This is a genomic window from Rothia sp. P13129 (assembly GCF_048512865.1).
Classification (GTDB): Bacteria; Actinomycetota; Actinomycetes; order Actinomycetales; family Micrococcaceae; genus Rothia.
Genome location: NZ_JBLXYA010000001.1, coordinates 37,096 through 62,459, shown reverse-complemented (window position 1 = coordinate 62,459; position 25,364 = coordinate 37,096). Strand labels below are relative to the sequence as shown.

General features: G+C 47.3%; 28 protein-coding genes. 23 read left to right on the top strand and 5 right to left on the bottom strand.

Annotated features, from left to right (window positions below; genetic code table 11):
- Positions 1 to 210 precede the first annotated feature (210 nt).
- On the top strand, positions 211 to 1,467 hold the full coding sequence (locus ACN081_RS00295) for a MarP family serine protease (protein ID WP_419106602.1): 1,257 nt from the start codon (positions 211 to 213) through the stop codon (positions 1,465 to 1,467).
- A 38-nt stretch (positions 1,468 to 1,505) separates the two neighbouring features.
- On the opposite strand, the gene aroQ is transcribed toward ACN081_RS00295, so the two are convergent.
- Positions 1,506 to 1,961 carry a type II 3-dehydroquinate dehydratase gene (aroQ, locus tag ACN081_RS00290; protein WP_419106601.1) on the bottom strand — a complete coding sequence of 152 codons (456 nt, stop codon included), beginning with the start codon at positions 1,959 to 1,961 and terminating at the stop codon, positions 1,506 to 1,508.
- Between the two features lie 137 nt (positions 1,962 to 2,098).
- Here aroQ and nth point away from each other — a divergent pair, with 137 nt between their 5' ends.
- The 9 genes from nth to ACN081_RS00245 all read left to right on the top strand — a co-directional run bounded on the left by nth (position 2,099) and on the right by ACN081_RS00245 (position 8,532).
- Entirely contained in the window at positions 2,099 to 2,989 is an 891-nt protein-coding gene (gene nth, locus ACN081_RS00285; protein ID WP_419106600.1) for an endonuclease III, read from the top strand.
- 309 nt (positions 2,990 to 3,298) lie between these two features.
- The gene (locus tag ACN081_RS00280) at positions 3,299 to 4,531 is read left to right on the top strand and encodes a TadA family conjugal transfer-associated ATPase (protein ID WP_419106599.1); all 1,233 of its coding nucleotides are present in this window, start codon (positions 3,299 to 3,301) and stop codon (positions 4,529 to 4,531) included.
- Positions 4,516 to 5,244, top strand: coding sequence for a type II secretion system F family protein (locus ACN081_RS00275; RefSeq protein ID WP_419106598.1), 729 nt, complete (start codon positions 4,516 to 4,518; stop codon positions 5,242 to 5,244). The genes ACN081_RS00280 and ACN081_RS00275 overlap by 16 nt, the downstream gene beginning before the upstream one ends.
- Positions 5,223 to 5,780 (top strand): type II secretion system F family protein, encoded by a 558-nt coding sequence (locus ACN081_RS00270; RefSeq protein WP_419106597.1) that lies wholly within the window; start codon positions 5,223 to 5,225, stop codon positions 5,778 to 5,780. The genes ACN081_RS00275 and ACN081_RS00270 overlap by 22 nt, the downstream gene beginning before the upstream one ends.
- 42 nt (positions 5,781 to 5,822) lie before the next feature.
- Positions 5,823 to 6,083 (top strand): DUF4244 domain-containing protein, encoded by a 261-nt coding sequence (locus ACN081_RS00265; RefSeq protein ID WP_419102650.1) that lies wholly within the window; start codon positions 5,823 to 5,825, stop codon positions 6,081 to 6,083.
- A gap of 116 nt (positions 6,084 to 6,199) precedes the next feature.
- Positions 6,200 to 6,559, top strand: coding sequence for a TadE/TadG family type IV pilus assembly protein (locus ACN081_RS00260; RefSeq protein WP_419102649.1), 360 nt, complete (start codon positions 6,200 to 6,202; stop codon positions 6,557 to 6,559).
- A complete protein-coding gene (locus ACN081_RS00255) occupies positions 6,556 to 6,981 on the top strand; it encodes an Rv3654c family TadE-like protein (protein ID WP_419106596.1) in 426 nt (141 codons plus the stop codon). Before ACN081_RS00260 ends, ACN081_RS00255 begins: the two co-directional genes overlap by 4 nt.
- Positions 6,982 to 7,046: 65 nt before the next feature.
- On the top strand, positions 7,047 to 7,925 hold the full coding sequence (locus ACN081_RS00250) for a rhodanese-related sulfurtransferase (RefSeq protein ID WP_419102647.1): 879 nt from the start codon (positions 7,047 to 7,049) through the stop codon (positions 7,923 to 7,925).
- 109 nt (positions 7,926 to 8,034) lie between these two features.
- The gene (locus tag ACN081_RS00245) at positions 8,035 to 8,532 is read left to right on the top strand and encodes a GyrI-like domain-containing protein (RefSeq protein ID WP_419106595.1); all 498 of its coding nucleotides are present in this window, start codon (positions 8,035 to 8,037) and stop codon (positions 8,530 to 8,532) included.
- A 117-nt stretch (positions 8,533 to 8,649) separates the two neighbouring features.
- Here ACN081_RS00245 and ACN081_RS00240 read toward each other — a convergent pair whose 3' ends face one another.
- Complete coding sequence (locus ACN081_RS00240) at positions 8,650 to 8,799, bottom strand: hypothetical protein (protein WP_419102645.1); 150 nt, start codon at positions 8,797 to 8,799, stop codon at positions 8,650 to 8,652.
- Positions 8,800 to 9,120: 321 nt separating this feature from the next.
- Here ACN081_RS00240 and ACN081_RS00235 point away from each other — a divergent pair, with 321 nt between their 5' ends.
- The 5 genes from ACN081_RS00235 (at position 9,121) to proC (ending at position 15,995) form a co-directional block, all read left to right on the top strand.
- A complete protein-coding gene (locus ACN081_RS00235) occupies positions 9,121 to 10,740 on the top strand; it encodes a DUF7059 domain-containing protein (protein WP_419106594.1) in 1,620 nt (539 codons plus the stop codon).
- Positions 10,741 to 10,749: 9 nt separating this feature from the next.
- On the top strand, positions 10,750 to 11,181 hold the full coding sequence (locus ACN081_RS00230; protein WP_419106593.1) for a pyridoxamine 5'-phosphate oxidase family protein: 432 nt from the start codon (positions 10,750 to 10,752) through the stop codon (positions 11,179 to 11,181).
- 131 nt (positions 11,182 to 11,312) lie between these two features.
- The gene (gene topA, locus ACN081_RS00225; protein ID WP_419106592.1) at positions 11,313 to 14,144 is read left to right on the top strand and encodes a type I DNA topoisomerase; all 2,832 of its coding nucleotides are present in this window, start codon (positions 11,313 to 11,315) and stop codon (positions 14,142 to 14,144) included.
- 47 nt (positions 14,145 to 14,191) lie between these two features.
- A complete protein-coding gene (locus tag ACN081_RS00220) occupies positions 14,192 to 14,992 on the top strand; it encodes a sugar phosphate isomerase/epimerase family protein (protein ID WP_419106591.1) in 801 nt (266 codons plus the stop codon).
- 157 nt (positions 14,993 to 15,149) lie between these two features.
- Positions 15,150 to 15,995: a pyrroline-5-carboxylate reductase gene (proC, locus tag ACN081_RS00215; RefSeq protein WP_419106590.1), complete on the top strand. Its 846-nt coding sequence runs from the start codon at positions 15,150 to 15,152 to the stop codon at positions 15,993 to 15,995.
- Between the two features lie 241 nt (positions 15,996 to 16,236).
- On the opposite strand, the gene ACN081_RS00210 is transcribed toward proC, so the two are convergent.
- Positions 16,237 to 16,533, bottom strand: coding sequence for a hypothetical protein (locus ACN081_RS00210; RefSeq protein ID WP_419106589.1), 297 nt, complete (start codon positions 16,531 to 16,533; stop codon positions 16,237 to 16,239).
- Between the two features lie 20 nt (positions 16,534 to 16,553).
- Between ACN081_RS00210 and ACN081_RS00205 the strand changes: the two genes are divergently transcribed.
- Positions 16,554 to 16,832 carry a hypothetical protein gene (locus ACN081_RS00205; RefSeq protein WP_419102638.1) on the top strand — a complete coding sequence of 93 codons (279 nt, stop codon included), beginning with the start codon at positions 16,554 to 16,556 and terminating at the stop codon, positions 16,830 to 16,832.
- Between the two features lie 305 nt (positions 16,833 to 17,137).
- Here ACN081_RS00205 and ACN081_RS00200 read toward each other — a convergent pair whose 3' ends face one another.
- Both ACN081_RS00200 and ACN081_RS00195 read right to left on the bottom strand, forming a co-directional pair.
- Positions 17,138 to 17,806, bottom strand: a complete 669-nt coding sequence (locus ACN081_RS00200; protein ID WP_419102637.1) for a potassium channel family protein — start codon at positions 17,804 to 17,806, stop codon at positions 17,138 to 17,140.
- Entirely contained in the window at positions 17,799 to 19,154 is a 1,356-nt protein-coding gene (locus ACN081_RS00195; RefSeq protein ID WP_419102828.1) for a TrkH family potassium uptake protein, read from the bottom strand. The genes ACN081_RS00200 and ACN081_RS00195 overlap by 8 nt, the downstream gene beginning before the upstream one ends.
- A 363-nt stretch (positions 19,155 to 19,517) precedes the next feature.
- Here ACN081_RS00195 and ACN081_RS00190 point away from each other — a divergent pair, with 363 nt between their 5' ends.
- From ACN081_RS00190 to ACN081_RS00160, 7 genes are all read left to right on the top strand, one after another.
- Positions 19,518 to 20,432: an ArsR/SmtB family transcription factor gene (locus tag ACN081_RS00190; RefSeq protein ID WP_419106588.1), complete on the top strand. Its 915-nt coding sequence runs from the start codon at positions 19,518 to 19,520 to the stop codon at positions 20,430 to 20,432.
- Positions 20,433 to 20,465: 33 nt separating this feature from the next.
- Positions 20,466 to 22,397 (top strand): FadR/GntR family transcriptional regulator, encoded by a 1,932-nt coding sequence (locus ACN081_RS00185; RefSeq protein ID WP_419106587.1) that lies wholly within the window; start codon positions 20,466 to 20,468, stop codon positions 22,395 to 22,397.
- A gap of 290 nt (positions 22,398 to 22,687) precedes the next feature.
- A complete protein-coding gene (locus ACN081_RS00180) occupies positions 22,688 to 22,786 on the top strand; it encodes a 30S ribosomal protein bS22 (RefSeq protein ID WP_005504750.1) in 99 nt (32 codons plus the stop codon).
- 100 nt (positions 22,787 to 22,886) lie between these two features.
- Positions 22,887 to 23,174, top strand: coding sequence for a glutaredoxin family protein (locus ACN081_RS00175; RefSeq protein ID WP_419106586.1), 288 nt, complete (start codon positions 22,887 to 22,889; stop codon positions 23,172 to 23,174).
- A 79-nt stretch (positions 23,175 to 23,253) separates the two neighbouring features.
- Positions 23,254 to 23,934, top strand: a complete 681-nt coding sequence (locus ACN081_RS00170; protein ID WP_419106585.1) for a histidine phosphatase family protein — start codon at positions 23,254 to 23,256, stop codon at positions 23,932 to 23,934.
- Positions 23,935 to 23,999: 65 nt separating this feature from the next.
- The gene (locus ACN081_RS00165; protein WP_419106584.1) at positions 24,000 to 24,614 is read left to right on the top strand and encodes a TlpA family protein disulfide reductase; all 615 of its coding nucleotides are present in this window, start codon (positions 24,000 to 24,002) and stop codon (positions 24,612 to 24,614) included.
- Positions 24,611 to 25,363 (top strand): cytochrome c biogenesis CcdA family protein, encoded by a 753-nt coding sequence (locus ACN081_RS00160; RefSeq protein WP_419102826.1) that lies wholly within the window; start codon positions 24,611 to 24,613, stop codon positions 25,361 to 25,363. The genes ACN081_RS00165 and ACN081_RS00160 overlap by 4 nt, the downstream gene beginning before the upstream one ends.
- The last annotated feature ends 1 nt before the right edge of the window (position 25,364 follow it).

The window sequence follows — 25,364 nt, the reverse complement described above, 5'->3', positions numbered from 1 at the left end:
AATGAGACTACCGTAAAAACTCTCAATGTACAGCTCAAACCCACCAAGAGATTTCTTAATAGATACTAAAAGATACTCAATAAAACGGTAAAAATAGAGTGAAACACATCCGTATCGCCAGATATCCAGTACCGTTAAAACCTCAACAATAATGAGTGAGTATTTCAAGCGAATACCTATAAAACCACGTCTGACAAGGTGCGTTATATTATGGATTTGACGATTCTAGATATCGGTCTGCTAGGGCTGCTGCTGTTGAGTATGATTTCAGGTGCACGACGTGGATTCATTGGCATCCTCATCAACCTTATTGCAACATTTATCGCATTACTGTGTGCCTTTGCTTTCGGATTCCCCTGGATACGTCAAAATCTGCCTCAACAACTGCACGAACTAGGATATATTCTCGCGCTGATACTCTTCCTCCTCGCCGGAAAACTCACCGGTTCTATACTGACAACACTCCTAAGAACACTCTTTGGGCTGAGCGTTCTACGCCCTATCAACAGAATTCTCGGGGCAATAGGCAACGCCGTTGTCTACCTATTCCTCCTTTTGACTGTTGTTCTCATGATGCTCCCGCTTGGCATTCCCAGCATCACACAGAACATGAATAACTCAAAAGTCATCACATATTTATTGGAACACACACCAGAACCGGTCAAAGAAAGTATTTACACCCTACAAGACCGATTCACCCGCACCTTATACAAAACCACCGGCATAGACAGCTCTGAGACAGCGCAAGGCTCTACCCCAAACATGCCAGAAATCTTGGGGCAAGCCCTTCCGGGGTTACTTCCAACAGCAATACCCACAGAACTTCCCACCACTGAACAGCTGAGTGAAACGATCCAAGACGCAGGAATCTCTGTCGTAAAAATTCATGGATATTCCCCTCGCTGTGGGTACACCTCAGAAGGTAGCGGGTTCGTCTCATCCAACGGGTACGTTCTCACCAACGCACACGTTGTACAAGGAGCAGGACAAATTCTGCTCGAAAAACGAGACGGATACAGCGTGAGCGGAACACCTATTTACTACAACCACGAAGAAGACATCGCCGTTCTCTACGCGCCAGCACTCAACCTTAGGGGAATCCCCCTCGGGGAAAATGCAACACCTGGAACGGCTCTTGCCGTCTTAGGCTATCCTGGCGGTGGGCCTTATACGATAACTCCAGCAAGTGTGAGAGCACTTGGAAATATCCAAAATATCGAAGCAGAAACTCAAGAACTATCTCGTGTGAAGTACCTCTATCAAATCAATGCAGATATTGTTCGCGGTAACTCTGGAGGTCCCCTCATCGCTGAGAATGGAGAAGCTGTGGGGATGGTCTTTGCTCGTTCTGTCGCCGGAGACAAAATAGGCTACGCAATTCCAGCCACAACCATCAAAGAGGCCTTAGCAAATATTCCTGAAACGCCTCAAGCTGTACTGACCGGCACATGCCGAGTACACCACTAAGATAAGGGGCACACCACAGGCATCTGAAACCTAATATTTTATGATGCGGTATCTTCACCTAAATCATGTGCAAGAAAATCTAAGGCAAGCAGATACCCATAAGCACCAGCTCCAGCAAAAACAGCTGTTGCCTGAAGTGATACAAAAGAATGATGCCGAAATTGTTCACGACGATGAATATTCGATAGATGGACTTCTACCACCGGAATATCCACAGCCTCAAGCGCATCATGTAAAGCGACCGACGTATGAGTATACGCCGCGGGATTAATAATGATTCCAGCAGCCTCAGCGCGTGCACGTTGCACCTGATCTACTAAAACACCTTCATGATTCGTCTGTAAAAACTCAAGTGCAAAGCCATATTCTTGTGCACGTTGCCGCAGAGAGAGTTCAACGTCTTTCAACGTGCTCGTCCCATAGACCTCCGGTTTACGCTGTCCTAAAAGATTAAGATTAGGGCCGTTGAGAACAAAAATACGTTGCTGAGTCATAACACCATTCTACGAGAGCAACTGGAGAATCAGAACAATACTTCTAAAACTATAGGTTGAGGTGATTTACCTCGTAAAAAGATTGAACACCGCAAACACGTAAAAACTCCATAGAAGAGAACAGGTAGGCTAAAAAGGTGAAAGAGCAGGCAGATAACACCCCATTAACAGAGCAAGAACAAGAACTTCTGCACATTCGTTCAGTGTCCGTCCTTGAAGCAGAAAAAGCGGCGCGTCGTCGCTCACGTACTCAAGAAAGTGAGCTGGGGAAAAAACGTCGTGTCCGAAAAATCAAACGTATCCTTGACGACACCTACCCCTATGCTGTGGCAGAGCTAGATTTCACCAACCCGTTTGAACTATTAATCGCTACTGTCCTTTCTGCACAAACGACAGACGTACGAGTTAACAGCGTTACCCCCACACTCTTTGCCACATATCCTGATGCATTAGCTTTGGCACAAGCTTCTTTAGCTGAGATTGAGAACATCGTACAGCCTTTGGGATTCTATCGTTCTAAAGCCTCAGCTATCGTACGGTTAGCTCAAGAATTGCTGGAACGTTACGACGGAGAAGTGCCCCATACTATCGAAGAACTTGTTACCTTACCTGGAGTCGGCCGTAAAACTGCTTTCGTCGTCATGGGTAATGCCTTTGGAATGCCCGGGCTGACAGTAGATACTCACTTTGGTCGTTTAGCGCGTCGTTTTGGAATGACTGAAGCAACAGACCCTGAACGTGTAGAAAAAGATGTTGCAGCGCTCTTTGAACCAAAAGACTGGACAATGCTTTCTCATCGAATGATTTATCACGGCAGAAGAATCTGCCATTCACGTAAACCTGCCTGTGGGGTATGCCCCGTAGCGGACCTTTGCCCTAGCTATGGTGAAGGAGAAACTGACGAAGCCCAAGCAACTAAACTGCTCAAATATGAGTTTGCTACAGGGCGGGAACGTTTGCATCTAGCTTTTCTTCAAGGTGCAACACGTCAAGAGCTACGGGCACGAGGATGGACTCTAAGCGCATAGCGCCTTATCCTCTCAACTTTTGTTATACAAGGTGTAAAAACAAGTCCCAAAATATCACTGAGAACGGCCCTGCCATCATAGTGGGGCCGTTCTGCTGTTTAAAACGCATAAATGTATGACTATTATGCCTAAACTCTAGAAATTTCTCACCCTATAGTTGTGGAGAACTCCTAACCAGCTCAAAACTCTTCTCTTACGGTACTGCTCTATCCACAGATTGTGCTCTGATACTACTTTTCTTGCTCCACAACGAGAAGACTCAATGTATCAACAGCAACGAATATCAAGGTCAAGGAGGATAGTGCACCCGTGAAAACCCCACCACACCAGCACGAAATGATGCTCCTCAAAAAGTTCCGACCAGAACAGCACACTACAACGGAACGGCTAGACACCTCACCCATATTCTCTGACCTAGAAACCACTTCAGAACACGACATCTTCCATCTAGGAAAACTCGAGCCCCTACTCTATGAAAAAGGCTTGAGCGATATTTACGTCAATGGACCGCAAGAAGTATGGATCGAAAAGTCAGGAACTCTCCAACGCACCACTATTACCTTTGACGGCGAAGAAGAAATACGAGCCTTGGCAACACGACTAATCGTAGCCGGTGGAGGACGACTTGATGAAAGCAACCTCAGCACCGATATTACGAATCCACGAGGACATCGTATCCACGCGGTACTACCACCGCTATGTGAACGAGGCACACTCCTTTCTATACGTGTGCAACCATCTCAACGGTTCTCACTGGCAGAACTAGAAACGCAAGGAATGTTAGACCCCCAACTTACAAATATCTTGCGTTATATTCTTTCTCTCCGCGCTAACTTCTTAATTAGCGGTGGCACAGGAAGCGGAAAAACAACACTGCTCAACGCTATGCTCTCAGAATGTCAGGAGCATGAACGTCTCATTATTATTGAGGACTCAACAGAGCTACGTCCCACCCACCCACATGTCATCTCTTTGCAAACACGACAACATAACAGCGAAAACAAAGGGGAAGTCACTCTCAGCACTCTTATTCGTCATGCTTTAAGGATGCGTCCTAGCCGACTCGTCGTCGGAGAATGCCGTGGTGCAGAACTCATTGACATGCTCACCGCAATGAACACCGGACACACCGGAGCGGGCGGAACACTTCACGCAAATTCTGCCCAAGCCGTTCCGGCACGTCTTATGGCTATGGGTGCCATGGGAAATTTGCACGAAAACGCTGTATGCCTACAAGCCGATACCGCAATCGACTACATCATTCATCTGAGCCGTCGGGGACAACAAAGGATTTTGAGCAACATCTCAACCCTCGTTTTTACTCATGGGAAACTTCAAACACGCTCGCTATATACAGCGCCTTCTGAAGGTACAAATTCTTGCGAAATGTGGTCTGAAGAAGGACACATCTTCCTTGAACAATATGCCAGCTGGCGTGACCAAACTGTTCAAGACACTGCACAAGATATCACTACCGAGCAAGGCAACGCCCAAATAGATACCTTAACCGTTCAAAGGAACCCTCTATGCTGCAACAGTTGAAAAATATGGTTCCTCAACGTCGGAAAAACTATCTTTTAGAAAGCACCACACCCAGCGTTCAAGAACAAGAACTATGGCCAGATATGACGTGGCGTATGAGTTCTTTACTTCGAGCGGGGTTACGCCTACCGAACATTCTCAAGACAGTGCACCAGCACATTGAGAACTTATTGAGTGAACATCCGCTCCATACTCAAACGCACATTCTCTTTTCACGGCGAGAGCAACGAGCCTATTACCTTGCCTTAGAAGATGCTATACGTCTCTTACAACGGATGTACCAAGCAGCATATACAGGGGCTCCGATGGTAACTGTTCTTAAAGACCTATCTCTTGCACGTTCTTATTCTTATCAGCGGTGTTTAGAGCTAATTTCGTGTTGGTATATCGCAGAAAAAACAGGTGCTCCTATTGCTCAAGCTATCGAGAGGTTAGCGCGTTTTTATGAACGTGAAATAGACCTGGATCAGTCACGACGTTCAGCGATGGCTGCACCACAAACAACAGGAACAATTCTCTCGTGGCTTCCTGCCCTCGGTTTAACGTTGGGCGCGTTGATGGGTGCCAAACCTATAGAGATCCTCACCCAAACATGGGGAGGGGTTCTGCTAAGTCTGATGGGGTTATGGCTAGCTTTAGCTGGACGCCTATGGACTTCTAAACTCATTGCTCAAGCGCAGAAAGGTCAACCATGTTCCTCAAAAACCCACTAAGAAACAAGTCCCCAACTGCTAAACCTTGCTCAAAGGCTACACCTCCAACAGATAGCTCACTGATAACTTCAACCTCTCAAGAAGATCGCACCATACCAGATGCTTTAGTCATTGATTTATGCACGGTGATGTTAGAAGCCGGTCTAGGGCTTCATCAAGTACTTGAGTATATTGCTCAACTCTATGATGAAGTGCTTCGACAAGAAGACAGTGCGCATGAGATACAACAGGTTATCCAACAGCTTTATCGAGGTTATGCGTGGTCTTATAGCTGGCAGAACGTACCGAATAGAGCACCTTTTACTGTCCTCGAACAAAGCTTGGGTTTTCTTGCTGCAACAGGTGCCCCCAGTGCACAGATTCTTCAAGTGGTATCAGACAGGTTGCGTCGTCAAGAATACCGTTATGCGGAGCAACAAGCTCAAAAACTAGGTGTACGGCTCGTTCTTCCCTTGGGGCTATGCTCTTTACCTTCCTTCATCTGTTTAGGGGTGATTCCTTTATTGATTTCTTTAATCCCGTCCTTGGGCTTTTAGCCTGTTCCTTTTTCAACCGTTATCTATATCAAGGAGAACACTATGTTTACACCAGAACCGAACTCTACCCCTACCTCTGAACGACATCCATCATCCACCATGCAGACAAGAGAGCGAAAAGTAACGGACTCTGTAGACCTTCTTCACGATGGTGAGGCAGGGGCCACTACCGCAGAATATGGCATTGTCATGTTAGCTGCGGTGGGTTTCGCCGGTTTGCTCGTTGCCATTTTGAAATCTGATGAAGTGCGAAATCTACTCTTAGGTATTGTTCAGAGCGCATTATCTACCGGAATGTCTTAAGACAAAACAAGTGGCTTCGTAGACAAGAAAAATACTTGTCTACGAGCCGACGTCGCTTTGATAAACACAACACCAGATACCGTGAATATCTATTCGCAAGAGAACGAGGAATCCCCGTGAAAACTCATCAAACAGATGAAGGTGCTATAACCGCTGAATTTGCAGTAGCGCTACCTGCTGTCATTTTTGTCCTCGCATTTGTTTTAGGGGCTTCCTCGTTTGGTGTAAGTCAAATGCAGTTAGAAGATTGTGCACGTGTTGCTTTGCGGGCTGTCGTACGAGGGCAAGACCGTGATGATATTCTTCGGGTTGCTCAACAGAATGCCCCTGATGCTTCAGTTCGGATAGAACAACAGGGAAATAACTACACGGTGTATGTGAGTCGTCCAGCCCCTGGCATATTCGGTGAAATAACAGGGTGGACGCTCGAATCGAGAGTGCAAGGAACAGCAGAAAAAAGTGTTGGGTCATCATGATGACTCAACGAGATGATTGCTTATATGAGGCAGAACGAGATCTCGCCAAAGAACGCTCTGATAGAGGTTCAGGGACGGTTCTTGTGGTGGGCATCATCTGTGTTTTGCTCATCATGTTTGCTGGTGTTGCAGGTGTCGCCTCTATCTATCACAGTAAATACCGTGCAATGCGTGCAGCAGACCTTTCAGCCCTTGCCGCTGCAGATACTTTGCGAGGTTTACGGGCTGGGGAACCATGCAATATTGCAGAACGTGTAGGACAGGCGCAGGGTGCGACATGGGTCCATTGCGTGATCGTTGAGCACCAACCCGGTTCAGTTGATATTCGGGTGCGAGTGCCAGTAAATGGAGCATTCTCGTGGCTTCATGAGGTAGAAGCGACTAGTCGTGCAGGTTCGCCAGAGGTGTCGAAAAACCTATAAATTGCTCATACTTTTTGTTCGTTCAGTTACAACACCCCAGCCCTGTGAGTGTCTAAAATGAAGATGTGGCTCAAGAACGAATTATTTTATATTACTGCTTCGCACCAGTGGGTGACCCTACTGCCGTGATGCTATGGCAACGTGCACTTTGCGAGAAACTTGGTCTTACTGGCCGTATTCTCATCTCTAAGCACGGTATTAACGGTACTCTCGGTGGCGATATTAACGCTCTCAAACAGTACGGAAAAACAACCCGCCAATACCCCGGCTTTGGCAAGCTCGAACTTAAATGGTCTGATGGGTCTGCTTCTGATTTCCCTCGTCTATCGGTTAAAGCTCGAGACGAAATTGTTGCTTTCGGCGCGCCTGACGAACTTGTCGTTGACGAGAACGGCGTTGTCGGTGGAGGCGTTCATCTTAAACCTGAAGAAGTCAATCAGCTGGTTGAAGAGCGCGGAGACGAAGTAGTGTTCTTTGACGGACGCAACGCTTTCGAAGCTAAAATCGGTAAATTTAAAAATGCGGTTGTTCCTGACGTACGAACAACGCACGACTTTATCCGTGAAATTGAATCTGGTAAATACGATGACCTCAAAGATAAACCAGTAGTCACCTACTGCACTGGTGGTATTCGTTGTGAGATTCTTTCAGCCCTCATGAAAAACCGTGGGTTTAAAGAGATTTACCAGATTGATGGTGGCATCGTCCGCTATGGAGAAAAATACGGAGACTCTGGTCTATGGGAAGGGTCCATGTATATTTTCGATAAGCGTATGCACGTTGAATTTTCGCCAGATACTGTCACCATCGGAGAATGTGAACATTGTGGTGCACCTTCTAACACCTTTGAAAACCTCGATGTTGAAGGTAAACGCGATCTTGTTCTCTTATGTGCGGATTGTTCTGCGAAAGCCCTAGGAAAAACAGCTCTAGTAGACGCATAATTCACGGAGAATATAGATTCCTTAAGGTGTTCTTAGCCTAGAAATTCTTTGGCTTTGAACACCTTTTGGTTATGGTAGGCGTTTGAGGCAGAGAACTAAGGATAGAAATATGACAGATCCGTCGCTCATTGAATACAACACTTTTCTTGTTGCTGGAATCAATGTTCCGTTAACGCCTGAGACTAATACTCGGCAGCTTTGGCAGCAGCTAAACGACCATCTTGGGGTGGAAAAACGTAGCTCTTTAGAGAAATCGCAACGTGTTGGTGTGATAATGCCTGACGCTGAGGATACGGGGCTTACATATACTGCCGGCTATATCGTACGTAGTATTGCTGAGGTTTCTGCTCTCGGTCTTACTGGTGTGATTGTTCCTAGCTCGATGTATGCTACGGTTCTTATCAACGGGGCAGAGCAGAACACCATAGACGAGGGGTTTGATGTTCTTGCTTCACTGTTTATTCCTTCTAAAGCCTTGACCCCAACGGGTGTTCGTCTCGAAGTGTATGGGCCTGGTGATGTAGATTCTTCTGATTATCGAATGTACGTGTGGGCGGGTGTAACGGGAATAAACGCTACCCCGGCGGCGACGTTATCTACACGGTGACGTGTGAGAACGCTAAGAACTAGCGACATAAGAAAGTCCCAGTAGGGAGCTATCACCTGTGTGAGTAGGTCCTACTGGGACTTCTGTTCTTGATGGCACACGTGCCGTCCAAGGTGTTTAGGCTTCTTCAGCCTTACGAAGATCTTCTTGCAGCTTAGCGATAATCTCTTTAACGACTTCTGGCGAGAAACCTGTGCCAGCGTCGAGCTTTGCCTGCCAGTCTGCAATAGATTTCTTGATATTTTCTACATTCTGTGCATCTGCCATACCGATAGTGTACGTTAAACCACAACTATTCTTTAGTGTCAGAATACTAATATTGAAAAAAATTTCTTAATATTTTTCTGACTAGGTGTTTTGTTAATAATTCTTTACGTCTTCCGTGTCTCATAAGGTATTAAAGTTATGGAACAAAGATATTAAAAAATTAATGATGATATATCTCCTAGTCGAAAAGTGATATATCCATTTTGCAGTAAAGAGACAACCTTAAAAAATAAAACTTTTTGTTCTTTTCTTCACGAAACCACCTAACCACAGACACACAAAACACACCGAACCTTAAGATATGCCAGAATGATGAACGTGATGACCGAAAATTTTTCCCAAACAACGAACGCACCCCACAGCCATGACCTCAACGCATTAGAATCCTTGGCTCAAAGACTAGACCAAACACGCTACTACAACGACGCAATCACAGAACTTCTAGGCCTAGCCGCAACAGAAGCCATAACGCGTGAACAAATCGTTCCCGGAAAAATTCGTATTGAACACATTCTTCGCGACCAACAATCCACCGCAGAAGAACAAGCTCTGGCATACCTTATTGGGTTCTTTATGCTAGGACGCCAATGCACCGAAACAGAACTCAACCAAGCACTAGGGGAGAACGCCCTACCCCTGCTGAAAACTCTCAACCTCATTGAAGAAGCAACGCCCCAACAATACCGCGCTCTTTTCGACCTCAGGCCGCACGGCGCAGATGACGGTACCGAACTTTGGGTCAGCTCCGACGTGCGAGCATATCAGCGTTCCGGCGCCCTGCGTAAAGACCACGTCCTAGGTATCGGGCAAGCCTCTTTAACGCTGGCTCAAATCACCGAACGCACCCCCATCAAACGTGCCCTAGACCTTGGTGCCGGATGCGGTATCCAAACCTTCCATCTGCTCTCTCACGCAGAACACGTCACAGCTACTGACATCTCCGAACGAGCCTTAGCCTTCACCCGCTTCAACATCCTGCTCAACGCTAAAGAACTCAATGTTGACCGACATAACTTGCACAACAGAGTCAGCCTCTACAAAGGCTCACTCACCGAACCCGTACAAGGGCAAAAATTCGACCTCGTGGTCTCTAACCCGCCTTTTGTTATTACGCCGCGCACAGCAGAAGAAAAACCAGAAGACCAATTCACCTACCGTGACGGTGGTCTTGCCGGAGACCAACTCGTCCAAACCCTGTTGAATGAGCTCCCCGCAATCCTCGCCCCGAATGGGCGAGCTCAAATGCTTGCTAACTGGGAAATTTGGGAAGACTCTCAACAATGGGATAGCAGAGTACGCCAATGGGTCAACAACGAACTTGATGTATGGTGCATCCAACGAGAAACCCTCAGCCCAGAACAATACGCAGAGACTTGGCTCAAAGACGCCAGCGAACAACGCGACCTGCAACACTATGAACAAGCCTACAAGAACTACCTCCTTGACTTCGCGCAACGACAAGTCACAGCCATTGGGCTTGGTATGTTATGGCTTCGAAAACCAGCGCCCTCCACCCCAACGCACCAACCATTACAACGCTACGAAGAAATCACCTACCCCATACAACAACCTCTTGCCCCCTTCATCACTGAAGCAATAGAACTCTACGACCAGTTAAACCAACTCACCTCAGAAGAACTCCTACACGCTCATTTAGAAGTTGCACAAGACGTTACAGAAGAAAGACACGCCCGACCCGGAGCAGAACACCCAGGAGTGATTTTGCTACGTGAAGGAGCAGGGCTCCGTCGAACAATCCTCGAATCAACCGAACTCGCTGGCTTCGTCTCTGCCTGCGATGGAGAACTGAGCGTCCAACAAATACTCGGTGCGCTCGCCGTGCTACTAGAGTGGGAAGATGGCACCCCACGAGAAAAACTTATCCAGCATATTCGTGAACTGATTGAAAAAGGATTCCTCCGGTTCACCTCAGCAGATTAGATTGGCGACATGGCAGAACAAACGAACCCTCCACAACTTCTGACCACTCTTGAAGAAGAGATGTGCTGGAAGCTCATCAACTCTCACAATATCGGTCGGCTCTCCCTACAAGTAGGGCACCGTATTGATATCTTCACCGTAAAATACGTGGTCGAACGGGGACACATCTTTTTTCAGGCGCGTGCAGAAGAGACCTTCTCATCTATCGTGGTCAGCAGACAAGTTGCCTTTGAAGTAGGGGAAGTACACCAAGATATCGTGAAATCAGTCATCATCCACGGAACCGCACAATGGTACCCTTACGATATTGACCTCACCGCCGAACATAAAGCTCAATCTTCCCTCGCAGACCCACGTATTATGAACTGGGTGGAGGTCATCCCCGAAGAGATTTCTGGACGACAAATGAGCATCGTGCCGCTTGATGCAATGAACAGATAACTACTTCAAAAACTTTTGAAAAGGTGCTGACTCGTGAACAATGTCAGATAATCTGCGCTATTGTTATGCTGAGTCATCATTGACATCGAACATCATCTCAAGAACTTACGACACACAGGTCAAGGAGCAAAGTGCCAACCAAGGCTCAAAATACAGCAGAACATGGTAAATCCCTGCTCATTGTAGAATCACCCTCTAAGGTGAAGACCATTAGCGGTTACTTGGGAAGCGCCTATGAGGTGGAATCCTCCATGGGGCATATCCGAGACCTCCCTCAACCATCTGAACTTCCTGAAAAACTCAAAAAAACTTCAGTGGGTAAGTTTGCTGTAGACCTCGAAGACCACTTTGAACCGTACTACGTTATCAACGCCGATAAAAAGAAAAAAGTTGCTGAGCTTAAAAACAAGCTTCGAGACTCTGACGCGCTCTATCTCGCAACCGACGGTGACCGCGAAGGAGAAGCTATCGCATGGCACCTACTACAAGTTCTTAAACCCACTGTTCCTGTCTACCGTCTCACCTTCCCTGAAATTACAAAAGAAGCCGTTAACCGCGCATTTGACGAAATTCGTGACATCGACAATAACCTTGTAGACGCTCAAGAAACACGACGAGTACTCGACCGTCTCTACGGTTACGAAATTTCACCAGTGCTCTGGCGCAAAGTCTCACCAGGGCTATCCGCTGGACGTGTTCAATCCGTAGCAACTCGACTTGTGGTCGAACGCGAGCGCGAACGTATGGCGTTCTGTTCTGCTAACTATTGGGACCTAAGCGGAACGTTCCATACCTCAGCTGAAGAAACATTCTCCGCAAAACTGGTTTCAGTCGACGGTGCCCGCGTTGCCACCGGTAAAGACTTCAACGACGACGGCTCATTAAAACCTGCGGTAGCGACGAAAGTGGCACACCTTGATAAGCAGAAAGCCCGTTCTCTTGCCGAGCAACTTGACGGCTCTGCTTTTAGCGTTCGAAGTTTAGAGACTAAACCGTACACGCGTCGTCCTGCTGCACCTTTTACCACCTCAACCTTGCAACAAGAAGCAGCCCGTAAACTGCGTTTTTCTTCTCGCTCGACGATGCAGGTAGCTCAGCGTCTTTACGAAAACGGCTATATCACCTACATGCGTACCGACTCTGTTGCTCTTTCAACACAGGCTATTTCTGCTGCTCGTGCTCAAGCGACAGAACTCTATGGCTCTGAGTATGTTCCTTCAAAGCCTCGCGTGTACGCCTCTAAATCAAAGAATGCTCAGGAAGCTCACGAAGCGATTCGTCCTGCCGGTGATTCTTTCCGCACACCGGCAGAAGTTCAAGGTTCACTAAGCCAAGATGAGTTCCGCTTATATGAGCTCATCTGGAAGCGTACAGTGGCTTCTCAAATGGCTGACGTTAAGGGCTCTACTGCTTCAGTTCGTATTTCTGCTACTTCTCGTGATGGACATAAAGTAGAGTTCGGTGCCTCCGGTACAGTCATTACGTTCCGTGGTTTCTTAGCCGCCTATGAAGAAGGGCAAGACGCTTCACGTAACGCTGAAGATACTGCCTCAGCTAAAGAAGATAAGCGTCTACCTCAATTGGCTGAAGGAGATGCGCTAACAGCTCAAGATGTTACAGCTCTTAGCCACGATACTTCTGCTCCTCCTCGTTATACGGAGGCTTCTCTTGTCAAGGCTATGGACGAGCTAGGTATCGGACGTCCTTCAACCTATGCTGCTGTTATCTCAACAATTATTGACCGAGGTTATGTAGAGAACCGTAGTGGTTCTTTGGTTCCTTCGTGGACAGCTTTTAGCGTGGTGCGTCTGCTAGAAGAACATTTCAGTAAATATGTGGACTATGAGTTCACCGCTCAGATGGAAGAAGACCTTGACGGTATTTCTCGTGGTGAGCAACAGCGCGCTACATGGCTTGAACAGTTCTATTTTGGTGGTGGCGATAAACGCGGGTTGAAACCTATTGTCGATAACCTTGGTGATATCGACGCCCGTGCCATTAACTCTATTGAAGTTTCTGATGGCGTTAACGTTCGCGTGGGACGTTATGGGCCGTATCTCGAGACTGAGCCAACCGTTAACGAAGAAACCGGTGAACTTTCAGATCCTATTCGTGCAAATATTCCGAGAGATCTTGCTCCAGATGAGCTTACGGCTGAAAAAGTTAAAGAGCTCCTCGAACAGGGCAAATCTGACGGTCGTGAACTGGGTGTAGACCCCGAGACGGGGCGTACCATCGTTGCTCGTGACGGTCGTTTTGGCCCGTACGTTACCGAGTTGATTCCTCAGATGTCTGAGGAAGAAATCCAGGCGTGGATGGATGCTCAGCCGGTGGAATATTATAAGAATGGTCGCCCGAAGCCTAAGAAGAAACCAAAACCAGAGAAGCCTCGTACAGCCTCTTTGTTCTCTTCAATGTCTTTGGCAACAGTGACTTTAGAGCAGGCTTTGCAGCTGATGAGTCTTCCTCGCCTGCTTGGGCAGGATGCTGAGGGCGAAGATATCACGGTGCAGAACGGTCGTTTTGGCCCGTATCTGAAGAAGGGGAGCGACTCTCGTTCTATTGGCTCTGAGGAAGAAATTTTTACGATTACTCTTGAGCAGGCGTTAGAGATTTATTCGCAACCTAAACAGCGTGGTCGTGCGGCGGCGAAGCCTCCTTTGGCGGAGCTGGGTGTTGACCCTGTTTCTGAGAAGAAAATTGTGATTAAAGATGGTCGTTTTGGTCCTTATATCACTGACGGGGTAACAAACATTACTGTTCCTCGTGGGGACACGATTGAGTCCATCACTCATGAGCGCGCGGTTGAGCTATTAGCTCAAAAACGTGCCAAGGGGCCCGTACAGCGTAAGCGTTCTACGACAAAAAAGACTGCTACGAAGAAGAGCACCACAAAGAAAACTACAGCGAAGAAGAGCACCACAAAGAAAGCTAGTACGACGAAGAAAACTTCTGAGTCCTAGCCAAGGAGTATCTTTGTAAGCCCCTCTGATGCAAAGGATCACCTACGATGGCAGATAACAGAGCCCCTCATATAGGTATCGCATTGTCTACGTCCTGTCTTTTCCCGCTGGGGGTGCCTGAAACGTTTTCTACTGCCGCAGATTTGGGGTATGACAGCATTGAGGTGATGGTGACCGGAAATGCTATCTCTCAAGAGCCGGATGATCTTCGTGATCTTATTCAGAAATATCAGATTCCGATATCTGCTATTCATGCTCCCACTTTGTTGTTGACTCAACAAGTGTGGGGGCGTGCTTGGAACAAAATGCAGATGGCCGCAAAAATGACGAAAGCCGTTGGAGCTGATGTCATCGTTGCCCACCCTCCATTTCGGTGGCAGCGTCTGTACGCTAAAAATTTTGTTCACGGTGTTCGTGAAATATCTGAGCAAGAGAACGTGAAAATTGCTGTAGAAAATATGTATCCGTGGAGTGCCGGTGGTGCATCTGTGCAGATGTATTCCCCAGGGTGGGATCCAACAGAGTTTGACTATCAGTGGATGACATGGGATTTTTCGCATGCTGCAGCTGCTGGGGTTGATTCGTTAGAGTACGTCAAAAAGATTGGAAATCGTCTAGGGCACGTGCATTTGACCGATGGTAGCGGCACAAAAGTTCTTGACGAACATCTACGCCCTGGATATGGCACTCAACCGGTAGCGCAAACTCTCGAGTATTTAGCTCAACAGCAGTGGAACGGTGTGGTGTGCGCAGAAGTGTCTACTCGTGGCGCTCGCGGAGCTGTTGAACGTGATGAGTGGTTGTATGAGACGCTGCAATTTGCTCGTCGCCATTTGGGTCTTGAGTGAACGTTTGAGGCTTGTGAACGGTTCTTGGGTGCGTCTTATCGTGAAATATCGGTGTGAGGGCACTGTTCTTGTGGCTTTGCTCGGCTAAGCTGTGTGGTAGTTACGTCATAAATCATCGTGGCGTGAGAGTCTTTGACACTACCTAAAGGAGTACCTGATGAGTGCAATAGTCACTTTTTGTGGAACAGGGTCGATGAATGGTGCTATAGCTTCTGGACTGATTGCCGCTGGTTATGATTCTTCATCTGTACGAGCAACCGTATATTCGCAACACAGTGCACAGCGTCTTTCGTCAGCATGGGGAATAGAGGGTTCTGAGGGGATTAAAGTTTTTTCGGTTGCTGAAGATCCTCAGGCTAATCTTCGGGCTGTTACCGGAGCTCAGGTAGTCGTTCTTGGTGTGAAGCCGTATGCGATATTAGATATGGCGCGTGAGATTGCTCCTGCTTTAGAGCCTGATACTTTGGTGATTTCTGTGGCTGCGGGGGTGTCTTTAGAAGCGTTATCTGATGTGTTGCCTGCTGGGCAGCCGGTGATTCGTTGTATGCCTAATACGCCATCTCAAGTGGGCTGTGGGGTGCTTGCGGTCTCTTGTGGTGCTTCTGTCTCTGAATCGCAACGTGAGCTTGCTCTGAAGATTCTAGGTACTGTAGGGAAAGTTTTTGAGGTCGCTGAGGATCAGATGGATGCGGTGACTGCTGTATCTGGTTCTGGCCCCGCTTATTTTTTCTTATTAGCCGAGATGATGATGAAAGCTGGCATCAAGTTAGGTCTTGATGCTGAGCTAGCTGAACAGCTAGCGGTGCAGACTGCTCGTGGTGCTGGTGAACTTCTGGGCGCACAAGGGAATCCTGTGGCTTTACGCCGTGCGGTAACGAGCCCCGGCGGTACGACGGAGCAGGCTATTGAGAGTTTTTGTCAGAATGGGCTGGAAGAAATGACTGAGCAGGCGATGCGTGCTTGTGCTCAGAAATCTGCTCAGATGACTCGTGATTATTCGTAGAAGAGTCAAACAACGTTGTGCGGTCAAAGAAAACGCGTATTACCTGTTGATAACAAGTTGTTTTGAGGGCGTTGTGAATCTTTTCGGTCTTAAGAAGAACGTTGACACGTTAGCAGAATAGCTAGATGAAGCTAAGTGTGCGCTAACAAGAACACCAACATGAGTGCTTTGACCTTTTGACGAGTCGATGATTTGCAACAGTTATATATTTGGGTATCGAGAGGGCTTTTTGAACCAGCCTTTATAGATTCCCTTGCGTTGCAAGGAATAATAGCGAGATAACTGCAGTCGATGAGCTGGCTATGAATACACTCAAAACTATATTGGTTGTTGTTTTCTTATCCCATTGGGCAGCTAGATAGCACAGGCCTAGACCTGTGCCCATCATGAGTCCGGAGATGACTGCAATGATGGGTAGGCCTGTTTTAACGGATGGTACAAAAAGGAATAGTCCGTTGAAGGAAAGAATGATAGATAGGCTCAATATTCTGACGCGTTGTGTATCAAAACGGCAGATAGCGTTGTATAGGTTCCTCATGGTGACCTCTAAGTTGTGGATTGTCTGAACGTAATATCTATCAGCGCCACGTACCGCCGATAGCAAGAATTATTCCAGTTACGACTTTGCTCATGGGTGGGAGGGGTAAAGCACCTAGCTATAGCGTACTAGATATTTGCAATACCTCTTTCTTTTGTGCTTTTTCTGTAATCGTTCATGACGAAAGATATCTTGAACAGGTTGCTTCACTTTATTCTGATGATGGCGTTGGTGTCGTTGCGCCGGATATCAGAAAATGTGGTGAGCTGAAAAACTTAACAGAAAAACGCCGGCTGTAGGGAATCAGCCGGCGTTTTCCAGAACACCAATATCTTAGAGATATTAGTATTATCAGCACGCTCATTTAGCTGGTGGTTTAGGGGGGACCACCTTATTGCTAAATGCGCAAGCTGTTTTGAACGGGTTCGCAATCCGTCCAGTAATCACTCGCACCTTTAGAGGTGACACTATCATAAGCATGTTTCCTTAAATATGCCAACCTCAACCCGCAAAAATGTGACGATTGCTAAATAAAATGTCTTTTAGCTATAGAACATTTAAATAAAACTCCTAGTAAGAGCGTAAAAAATGCTATTTTTGCGAGTTAAGGGCGCGCTGCAAAGCGCTCAATAAGATCTACTTGCCCCGAAACAATCAGGAGATCTCTGGACGTCACTTTTGTGTCGGGCGTTGCATACGTGAAATCTTCACCCGGGGACTTCACTCCAACAATCGTGACACCATATTTTCCACGTACATCAGATTCTGCCAAGGTAAATCCTTGAGTCTCCTTCGGCGGATACATTTTAACAATCGCGAAATCGTCATCAAATTCGATGTAATCCAAAAGACGACCAGATACGAGGTGCGCTGCACGTCGACCCGCGTCAGCCTCGGGAAACACTACATTGTGGGCACCGATACGAGAGAGAATCTTTCCGTGTGCAGGGGTAATAGCCTTAGCCCAGATACGTTCAATCCCTAAATCAACAAGATTAGCGGTAATCAACACAGACGCTTCAACAGAGGTACCCACCCCAACAACAGCTGACGTAAAGTCCCCAGCTCCAAGCTGTCGCAGAGCGTCAATATCTGTAGCGTCAGCTTCAACGACGTGAGTGAGCAGACCCGCCCATTTTTGAACTTTGACGGCATCTTTTTCTACCGCCAAAACTTCTTTATTCTGACGTCGTAGCTGGGCGGCGGTAGAGGCACCAAAACGCCCTAACCCAATTACTAATACGGGTGCATTATGAACGGTGCGTTTAGCCAATGATCGGTCTTTCTTCTGGATATTTATAGAGTCGACGGCGAGAGCGCAAAGCTAAGCCGGTTGCCACAGTAATAATACCTATGCGCCCAATAAACATCAGGACAGAGAGCACATAGATACCAGCGGGAGGAAGCCTTGCTGAAAGCCCGACAGAGAGCCCGCAGGTTGCATACGCAGAAATTACTTCAAAAATTACCATATCGAGAGGCTCATCCGTAAGAAACACAATAATGGAGGTGCCTAAGAAAACAATAATGAAGCTCATCATAATCACAGAAATGGCGATACGAAGCACCGAATCAGGAATGGTGCGGTTGAAGGCAATGACAAATTGGTCACCTCGAGCCTCTGCAAGAACTGCCAGAATTACCACGGTAATTGTTGTAATTTTGATGCCACCAGCGGTAGAAGCGGGGCCTCCACCAATAAACATCAACGCGTCACTAATGAGCAATGTAATCGGGTTCGTGTCGCTCATCTCTACGAGGTTAAACCCGCCAGAACGTGTCATAACTGAAGCAAATACAGCGTTGATAATCTTCCCGCCTAGAGACATCTCGCCGATGGTCTTATCGTTAGACCATTCGAAGAAGCCCCACAATAAAGCGCCGATAAAAAATAATGCGACGGTACCAATGATGGTCAACTTGGTGGTGAGGTTCCATCGGCTAAAAGCTAGAGGATTCTGTTGCATAATCAAAATAACGGGGAACCCTAGAGAGCCAATAAAAACCCCTATGCAAATGGGAATGAGAATCCATAAATCGTGAGAATACGGGACAAGACCTTGAGAATGTGCGGTAAAACCGGCATTGTTGAACGCTGAGACAGAATAAAAAATACTATGCCAGATACTGTTCTTAACGGACTCTCCGAGCAGAATAAAACGTGGTAAAAGAATGAGCGCGATAGTTGCCTCAATAGAAATTGAGGTCACTGCTACGGTGCGTAATACGGAGCCGAGTTCTCCGAGCTTTCCGATATTCATTGCTTCTTGGGCAATCAGTTTAGAACGCAAACCAAGTTTTTTGCCGACGGCCATGGCGAGTAGAGAGGTCATAGTTAATGTTCCTAGACCGCCAATTTGGAAGGCTAGAAGAATCATTAACTGACCGAAAAAAGACCATTGATCAGCGGTGGATACTGTGGTGAGTCCCGTGACCGTCACCGCAGATGTGGCGGTAAAAATTGCGTGGTGGATAGCCACCCCATGACCGTCTTGAGAAGAAATAGGCAATGCAAGCATCGCACTAAAAAATGCGATAACTAACGCGAAGGCAAGAATTGCTACGCGAGAAGGAGAGGTGCCGATGAGGGCATCAACGAGGTCACGGAAACGAATGAGCATCGCCGATAAAGTATGTGCACCCTCTGTCTCTTTGGGGTGTGCAGGTGTTGGTTCTCGCAACGCCGCTCTCTTTCTTCGGATGAAGGGACTATATGTAGCTTAGTCGCAATGTTTTCTCACAGGAGGATTATCCTTGTGATATAGGCTAAGAACCTGCAAATCAGTAGGTGCTTTTCTTGCTGAGCTTGAGAACCTCGAAGGGTGAAAACGCGAGTAGAAATATGCTAATAACACTGGTCAAAGCCTATATTTATAGGGTGGAATACATGGTTTTAAGCTCAAAATATGCTGAATCCTGCTGAGAATTACTACTCTCTTAGTGTCGATACATTCGCCCACAGGTATATATGTCATGATGTATGTATGATTGATGACGTTTTTGCTGTAATTGCAGACCCTACCCGTCGTCAGATCCTACGAGTTCTTGCCGCAGGCAAACGCCCAGTTGGGGATCTGGTAGACGAGCTAGGCGTGAGTCAACCTACGGTCTCTAAACACCTCAAAGTTCTAAGAAATGCTGGACTCGTTGATACCCAAGCAGTAGGGCAGAAACGTTTTTACTCTCTCACCCCAGAACCTCTCGAAAATGTTCTGGAATGGATTAGCAGCCTCAACCAATGCCACACCCAAACACTGAACATTCTGACCCCTTGGAATAAAACAACAGACAAAGAGCAAACCGATGAGGTCTCAAACACTGTTGAACTGGCGCAAACAGCTACAAATAATAGTGAGCATACGGATCAACAATCTGACCCTGAACCAGTAGCCTCAGCTGGTGAAAAGGCTCCCGTTGAGAGAATAGAACAAGATTTAGCGTCCTCTGACGTATCACACGAACAGCAAACACCCGATGAAGAGTGCACACCTGATATTTTTGAATTCGGTGAACCTGGAGACCCCCGACAACGGGTACGCACATCAGAATCTCATAGCGCTATTAGTTTTACTCCGTTGATGCCTTTTGTGCCACGTCCGTTAGAGTCCGAGTCTGAGACGCCCAACGAATCAGACCACGACGAAACACAAGATTTCTCCACGGAGGATTCCTCTTCTAATACGTTAGAAGAAACCCCAGAAGAACAACCTGTAGTTCAGAAGCAACAAGAACCAGAAAAAATCGCAGAATCTGCTGAAATAGACAATTCTCAGATGGAGGTTCTCCCAGCGCTTCCTACTGCAGCTGAGATTTCTTCAGAAACGCAGAATAACTCCGCACAGGACTCGCGCGGATTATTTGCGACCCTGACCCGTTGGGGTCGTCGCCGTCCTCACTAGAATCACTATTGAAAGAATACGTAGAAGCTATCCATGTCTGTGTACCAGAAAATTCTTAACTGGCTTGAAACAGAGCTTTTTGAAGGAAGACTGCACCTTGGGCAAAGCTTGCCCGACGATAGAAAACTTGCTGATATTATCCGAGCAAGTCACTCAAGTACCCGTGAAGCACTCAAATACCTTGAGACAATGGGAGTTTTGAGACTCTATGAGGGGAAACGGAAAACTATCATTGCTCACCTCGTCAGTGAACCGGCAGCCTCTGTCACCCCAGCCCTACGTCTACATATGGCAAGTTCACGTTACCCTGTTCGTGATCTCATCCAAACACGTATTGTGCTTGAAACGTTCTCTATCGAAAACGCAGACCCAGCAAACCCTGCCATGGACGAGCTCGAACGCATCCTTGAAAAGATGCAATACGAAGGAACCACCCCTCACGCTTTCCACCAGCTAGAAGTAGATTTTCATATTGCGCTCACAAAGCTCTCTGGTAACCAGCTCATAACAGGGCTTATGACGGCTCTGAGAACTTCGCTTACGGACTATCTACTCTCGATTATGGGACGTGTCCCTCTCTGGAGCGCGACAGCAACTCGACTACGCGCAGAATACCGTGCACTACTTGAAGCTATCCGATACCGTGACACAACGCTAGCGAAACAACTACTCATCGCCAATATTGAACGCCAATACACTGAGGCAAGTCTTGACCTCAATGAAGAAACCGCTGTTGCTCATGAATTACCAGGAACAGTGGTAGCAATGGAACCTATCGAAATTGATGATGACGACCTGATTCCCGACCACTGGGAAGAAGCTATCGCACCTTCGCTCATCGAAGCTCTTGAAAATGTTGGCACTACACCGGCAACTACTGCCGAAACAACGAGTCCACAGGGGGATACTGCCTCAGAGAATCTTGAGAGCGAACCTTCCCCTGAACAGCCGAAAGTTCAAAGGTGGACTCTTGCACAAGAGTACGCTAAAGAACAACGCAAAGATGAGGTTTCTGCCGAAGAACAAGAACTGGGAACTTCAGCTGAAGAGAACATCTCAATAAGTACCGGTGAAGAAAACAGCTCAGAGACTTCTGCGCAAGAAGAAACTCCCTCCCACCGCAAAACATCTGAAACAGATAACACCTCAACCGCTGAACAAAGCTCTGAGCATTCTTCTGTCGCTGCTGTATCAGAGGAGAAAAAATCTGTTGTCCAGAATGAGGCTCAACCACCTGTTCACAATGTTTTGCGTGCTCCAACAGCAGGACGTACACGTAAAGTACGAGGGACAGTAAGCGTTCCTGTCCACGCGACGGTTATCAAACCTATTTATCGCACTCCACACGGAGAACCCCCTGTCAAAGTGCGCAAAAATGGTGATACATCGTGGACCCAACCATCATCAGATACCCTGCGAGCAAAGCCATCAGCACGAAAAGTTGTGCCAGGATCACACCCTCGCATCGAAGAACCGCAAGAGCCAGCGCTAGAGACTCCAACATCTTCTGCAACAGAGAAGAAAGGAAACTTTATTGGGCGTTGGCTAGGTTTTGGGGTGCGTCCTGAACAAGGTCAATCTGCTGTCGAACACAACACGACAGAAGAACCCCAAAACACTACAGAACAACATTCTCACCAGCAGGGCACAGAGAACGAACCCGAAGAAAATACAGAATCTTTATCCTCCGATTCTGAAGCTCAGGTGTTAGCACCTGAAGGGTACGAACTAGCCTTTGAAGACGCCAAAGAACCTCAGATTATTGATGAGACCCCACGTCTTTCGCGAAAAGAGCAGCGTGCCTTAGAAGAAGAACATCTCGAAGAGGACTACCCTTCTACTTCTGAAAGATCCACTGTCGAAGAACTTCAAGAATCTGATGTTTCATCTGAAGAACCTGAAGTGAGTACTAAGGTCTACACCATCAACAAAAAAATTCAAAAGAAAAAGAAGAAGAAACGATAGCTTTCTCATCATCACCTAAAATCTGAGGTCTACATCTCATTCTTGAAGATGTAGACCCAGATTTTAGCTTTTTATCCGAGAAAATGTTCATGAATCTCGTTCAGAATGCGGAAAATTTCGAGAATGCTTGTACTCTATACAGAGAGCGTTTTCTTCCGTTCAGGCATTTTTATGCCTGAATTGGTCTTTAAGAAGCGTTTATACCGGTATAAACCGCGCCCGGATAGCTAACATCTCATATCTACGATGGGTAGAGATGCCGGGTATCGAATGTAAGTGAGGTGAATCCTATGGGTTCAGTTATCAAAAAGCGTCGTAAGCGCATGTCCAAGAAGAAGCACCGCAAGTTGCTTCGTAAGACCCGCCACCAGCGTCGCAATAAGAAGTAAGTTCTTATGAGCTTTATGTGCCTCGTCCTCAACTGCTAACAGTAGGGCGAGGCACTGTTTTTTAACAACCGCCAACCCCGCTCACAAACAAGAAACACCTATGCACGAACAACACCCCTCAACAACACCCATTGAGGTGACCTTATTGACCAAACCTGGTTGTCACCTCTGCGATAAAGCACGTCAGGTAGTCCACGACGTCACCACAGGTCTCGGGCTCACCTTCACCGAAATTAACATTGAGAACTCTCCAGAGCTCAAAGCCCGCCACGCCATTGAAATTCCCGTAGTGCTTGTCGACGGAGACGTGAAAGACTTCTGGCAAATCAATCCACGACGCCTAGAGAAAATACTGCACCAAAAAATCTCCACAAAACATCAACACTAAGAGACAACTCACCACTTGTTCTGACAATTCACAGGTTACAGAATTGGGAATGAGACAAACTATTTGAGAGACTAGAACAATGAGCTCACTTCAGGTTAAAGTCCATCTTATGCGCCACGGGGAAGTAGAAAATCCTCAACGTATCGTCTACGGACGTCTACCCAACTACCATCTGAGTCAACGAGGACGCCAAATGGTCCGTTTGAGCGCCGAAGAATTCGCGCAGCGTGCTCATAACGGCGCAAATATTGTCTACCTTGCCTGCTCACCACTGACACGCACTCAAGAATCGGCAGAACCCATCACTGAACTGCTCGGATTAGAAGCACATCACGATCCACGTGTGATTGAAGCAGAAAACTATTTTGAAGGGCTACACGTCAACGCCCAAGAACTGCTCACGCACCCAAAACATTGGGCGAAGCTCTACAATCCGCTACGCCCCTCATGGGGAGAACCCTACCGAGAACAAGTCAAACGTATGGCACAAGCTGTACGCCAAACCGCTCAACACGCCTATGACATCGGGGGAGAGAACGCCGAAGCTATTATCGTCTCTCACCAACTTCCTATCTGGCTCGTCAGACGTAGCATCGAAGGGAAAACACTCCCTCATGACCCTCGAACCAGAGAATGCAACCTCGCCTCCATCACAACCTGCACCTTTAGCGACTTAGACGGTAAAGAACGCCCTCACATCAGCTACAGCGAACCTGCCGCAGCGCTCTACAACGGCGTCATACAGTTGCCTGGAACATAACACAGAAAATTTACCTGAACAGTTTTTGCGAATCCCCAGACATTGAGCACACTCGAAAGAACATCATGCTAAACCCTCACCAGAAAACACCGGAACAGCGACTTTCACGCCGTCACCTGCTCAGCTTCGGAGCGGCCGCCGGTGTACTAACACTGAACGCATGCTCATCGTCTGATTCTCTTTCTGCACAAGCAGACGCAGGAGACTCAAAAGGATATATTGCAGGGGATGGCTCTGTGACCGAATTTCCGCCAGAAAAACGAACCGAACCCGTCCACTTCACCGGAACACTCTATGACGGCACCGAAATTACGGCAGAATCCTTAAGAGGAAAACCCATCCTACTTAACTTCTGGTATGCAGGTTGCGCTCCCTGCCGAGCAGAAGCACCCGCTTTGGTTAAACTTCACAAAAAATTTGCTGACAAAGTACATTTTTACGGTGTGAACGTTCGAGATGAAAAAGCAACAGCAGAAGCCTTTGAACGCCGGTTCTCCGTCGAATACCCCAGCTTTGAAGACTCAACAGGAAAAGTGCTCTACGAACTCTCACAAGTTGTCCCCGCACAAGCCGTCCCCACCACCCTCATCATAGACGCCCAAGGCCGTGTCACCTCACGTGTACTAGGACAAATTGACGAATCTATCGTGAGAACACTTCTTGAGGACGCCCAAAAATAGTGAACACTTTCGGAGAAATTATTATCGACGGGTCACTATGGTTAGCCATACCCCTAGCCGTCCTCGCTGGTCTGGTGTCCTTTGCCTCACCCTGCGTCCTACCCCTCGTACCGGGCTACATCGGGTACATGACAGGGCTGTCTGGAAACACCAAAAACATCAACACCAGATACGCCCTAGGGGCAGTGGCTCTCTTTATCCTCGGCTTCTCAACCGTCTTCATTCTTTTAAGCGTTGTCTTCGCACAATTAGGAGCAGCCCCATGGCTTCGAGGGCAACGCTGGGTTGAAATACTTCTCGGAACTTTCGTCATTCTTCTCGGACTAGTTTTCTGGGGCAAAATCCCTTGGCTACAAAGAGAACGCAAACTTGTTCACTCTAAAGCACCCTCAGGCCTTTGGGGAGCACCCCTTCTGGGGCTAACCTTCGGGTTAGGGTGGGCACCCTGTATTGGACCAACCTTTGCTGCCGTACAAACATTGGTCTACCTTGACGGCGCAAATACGGCAAAAGCAATAACACTCACTTTTGCCTATTGCTTAGGTCTAGGCATCCCATTCTTCATCGTCGCATTAGGTATTCTCCGTGGAACACAACGCCTACGCTGGCTTAAACAACACCATCGACGTATCCAACAATGCGGAGCCGTACTACTCATCCTGATCGGAGCGCTCATGATTACTGGAGTATGGAATTCCATGATTTCTTGGATACAAGCCACACTACCTACCTACGAATTACCAATCTAAA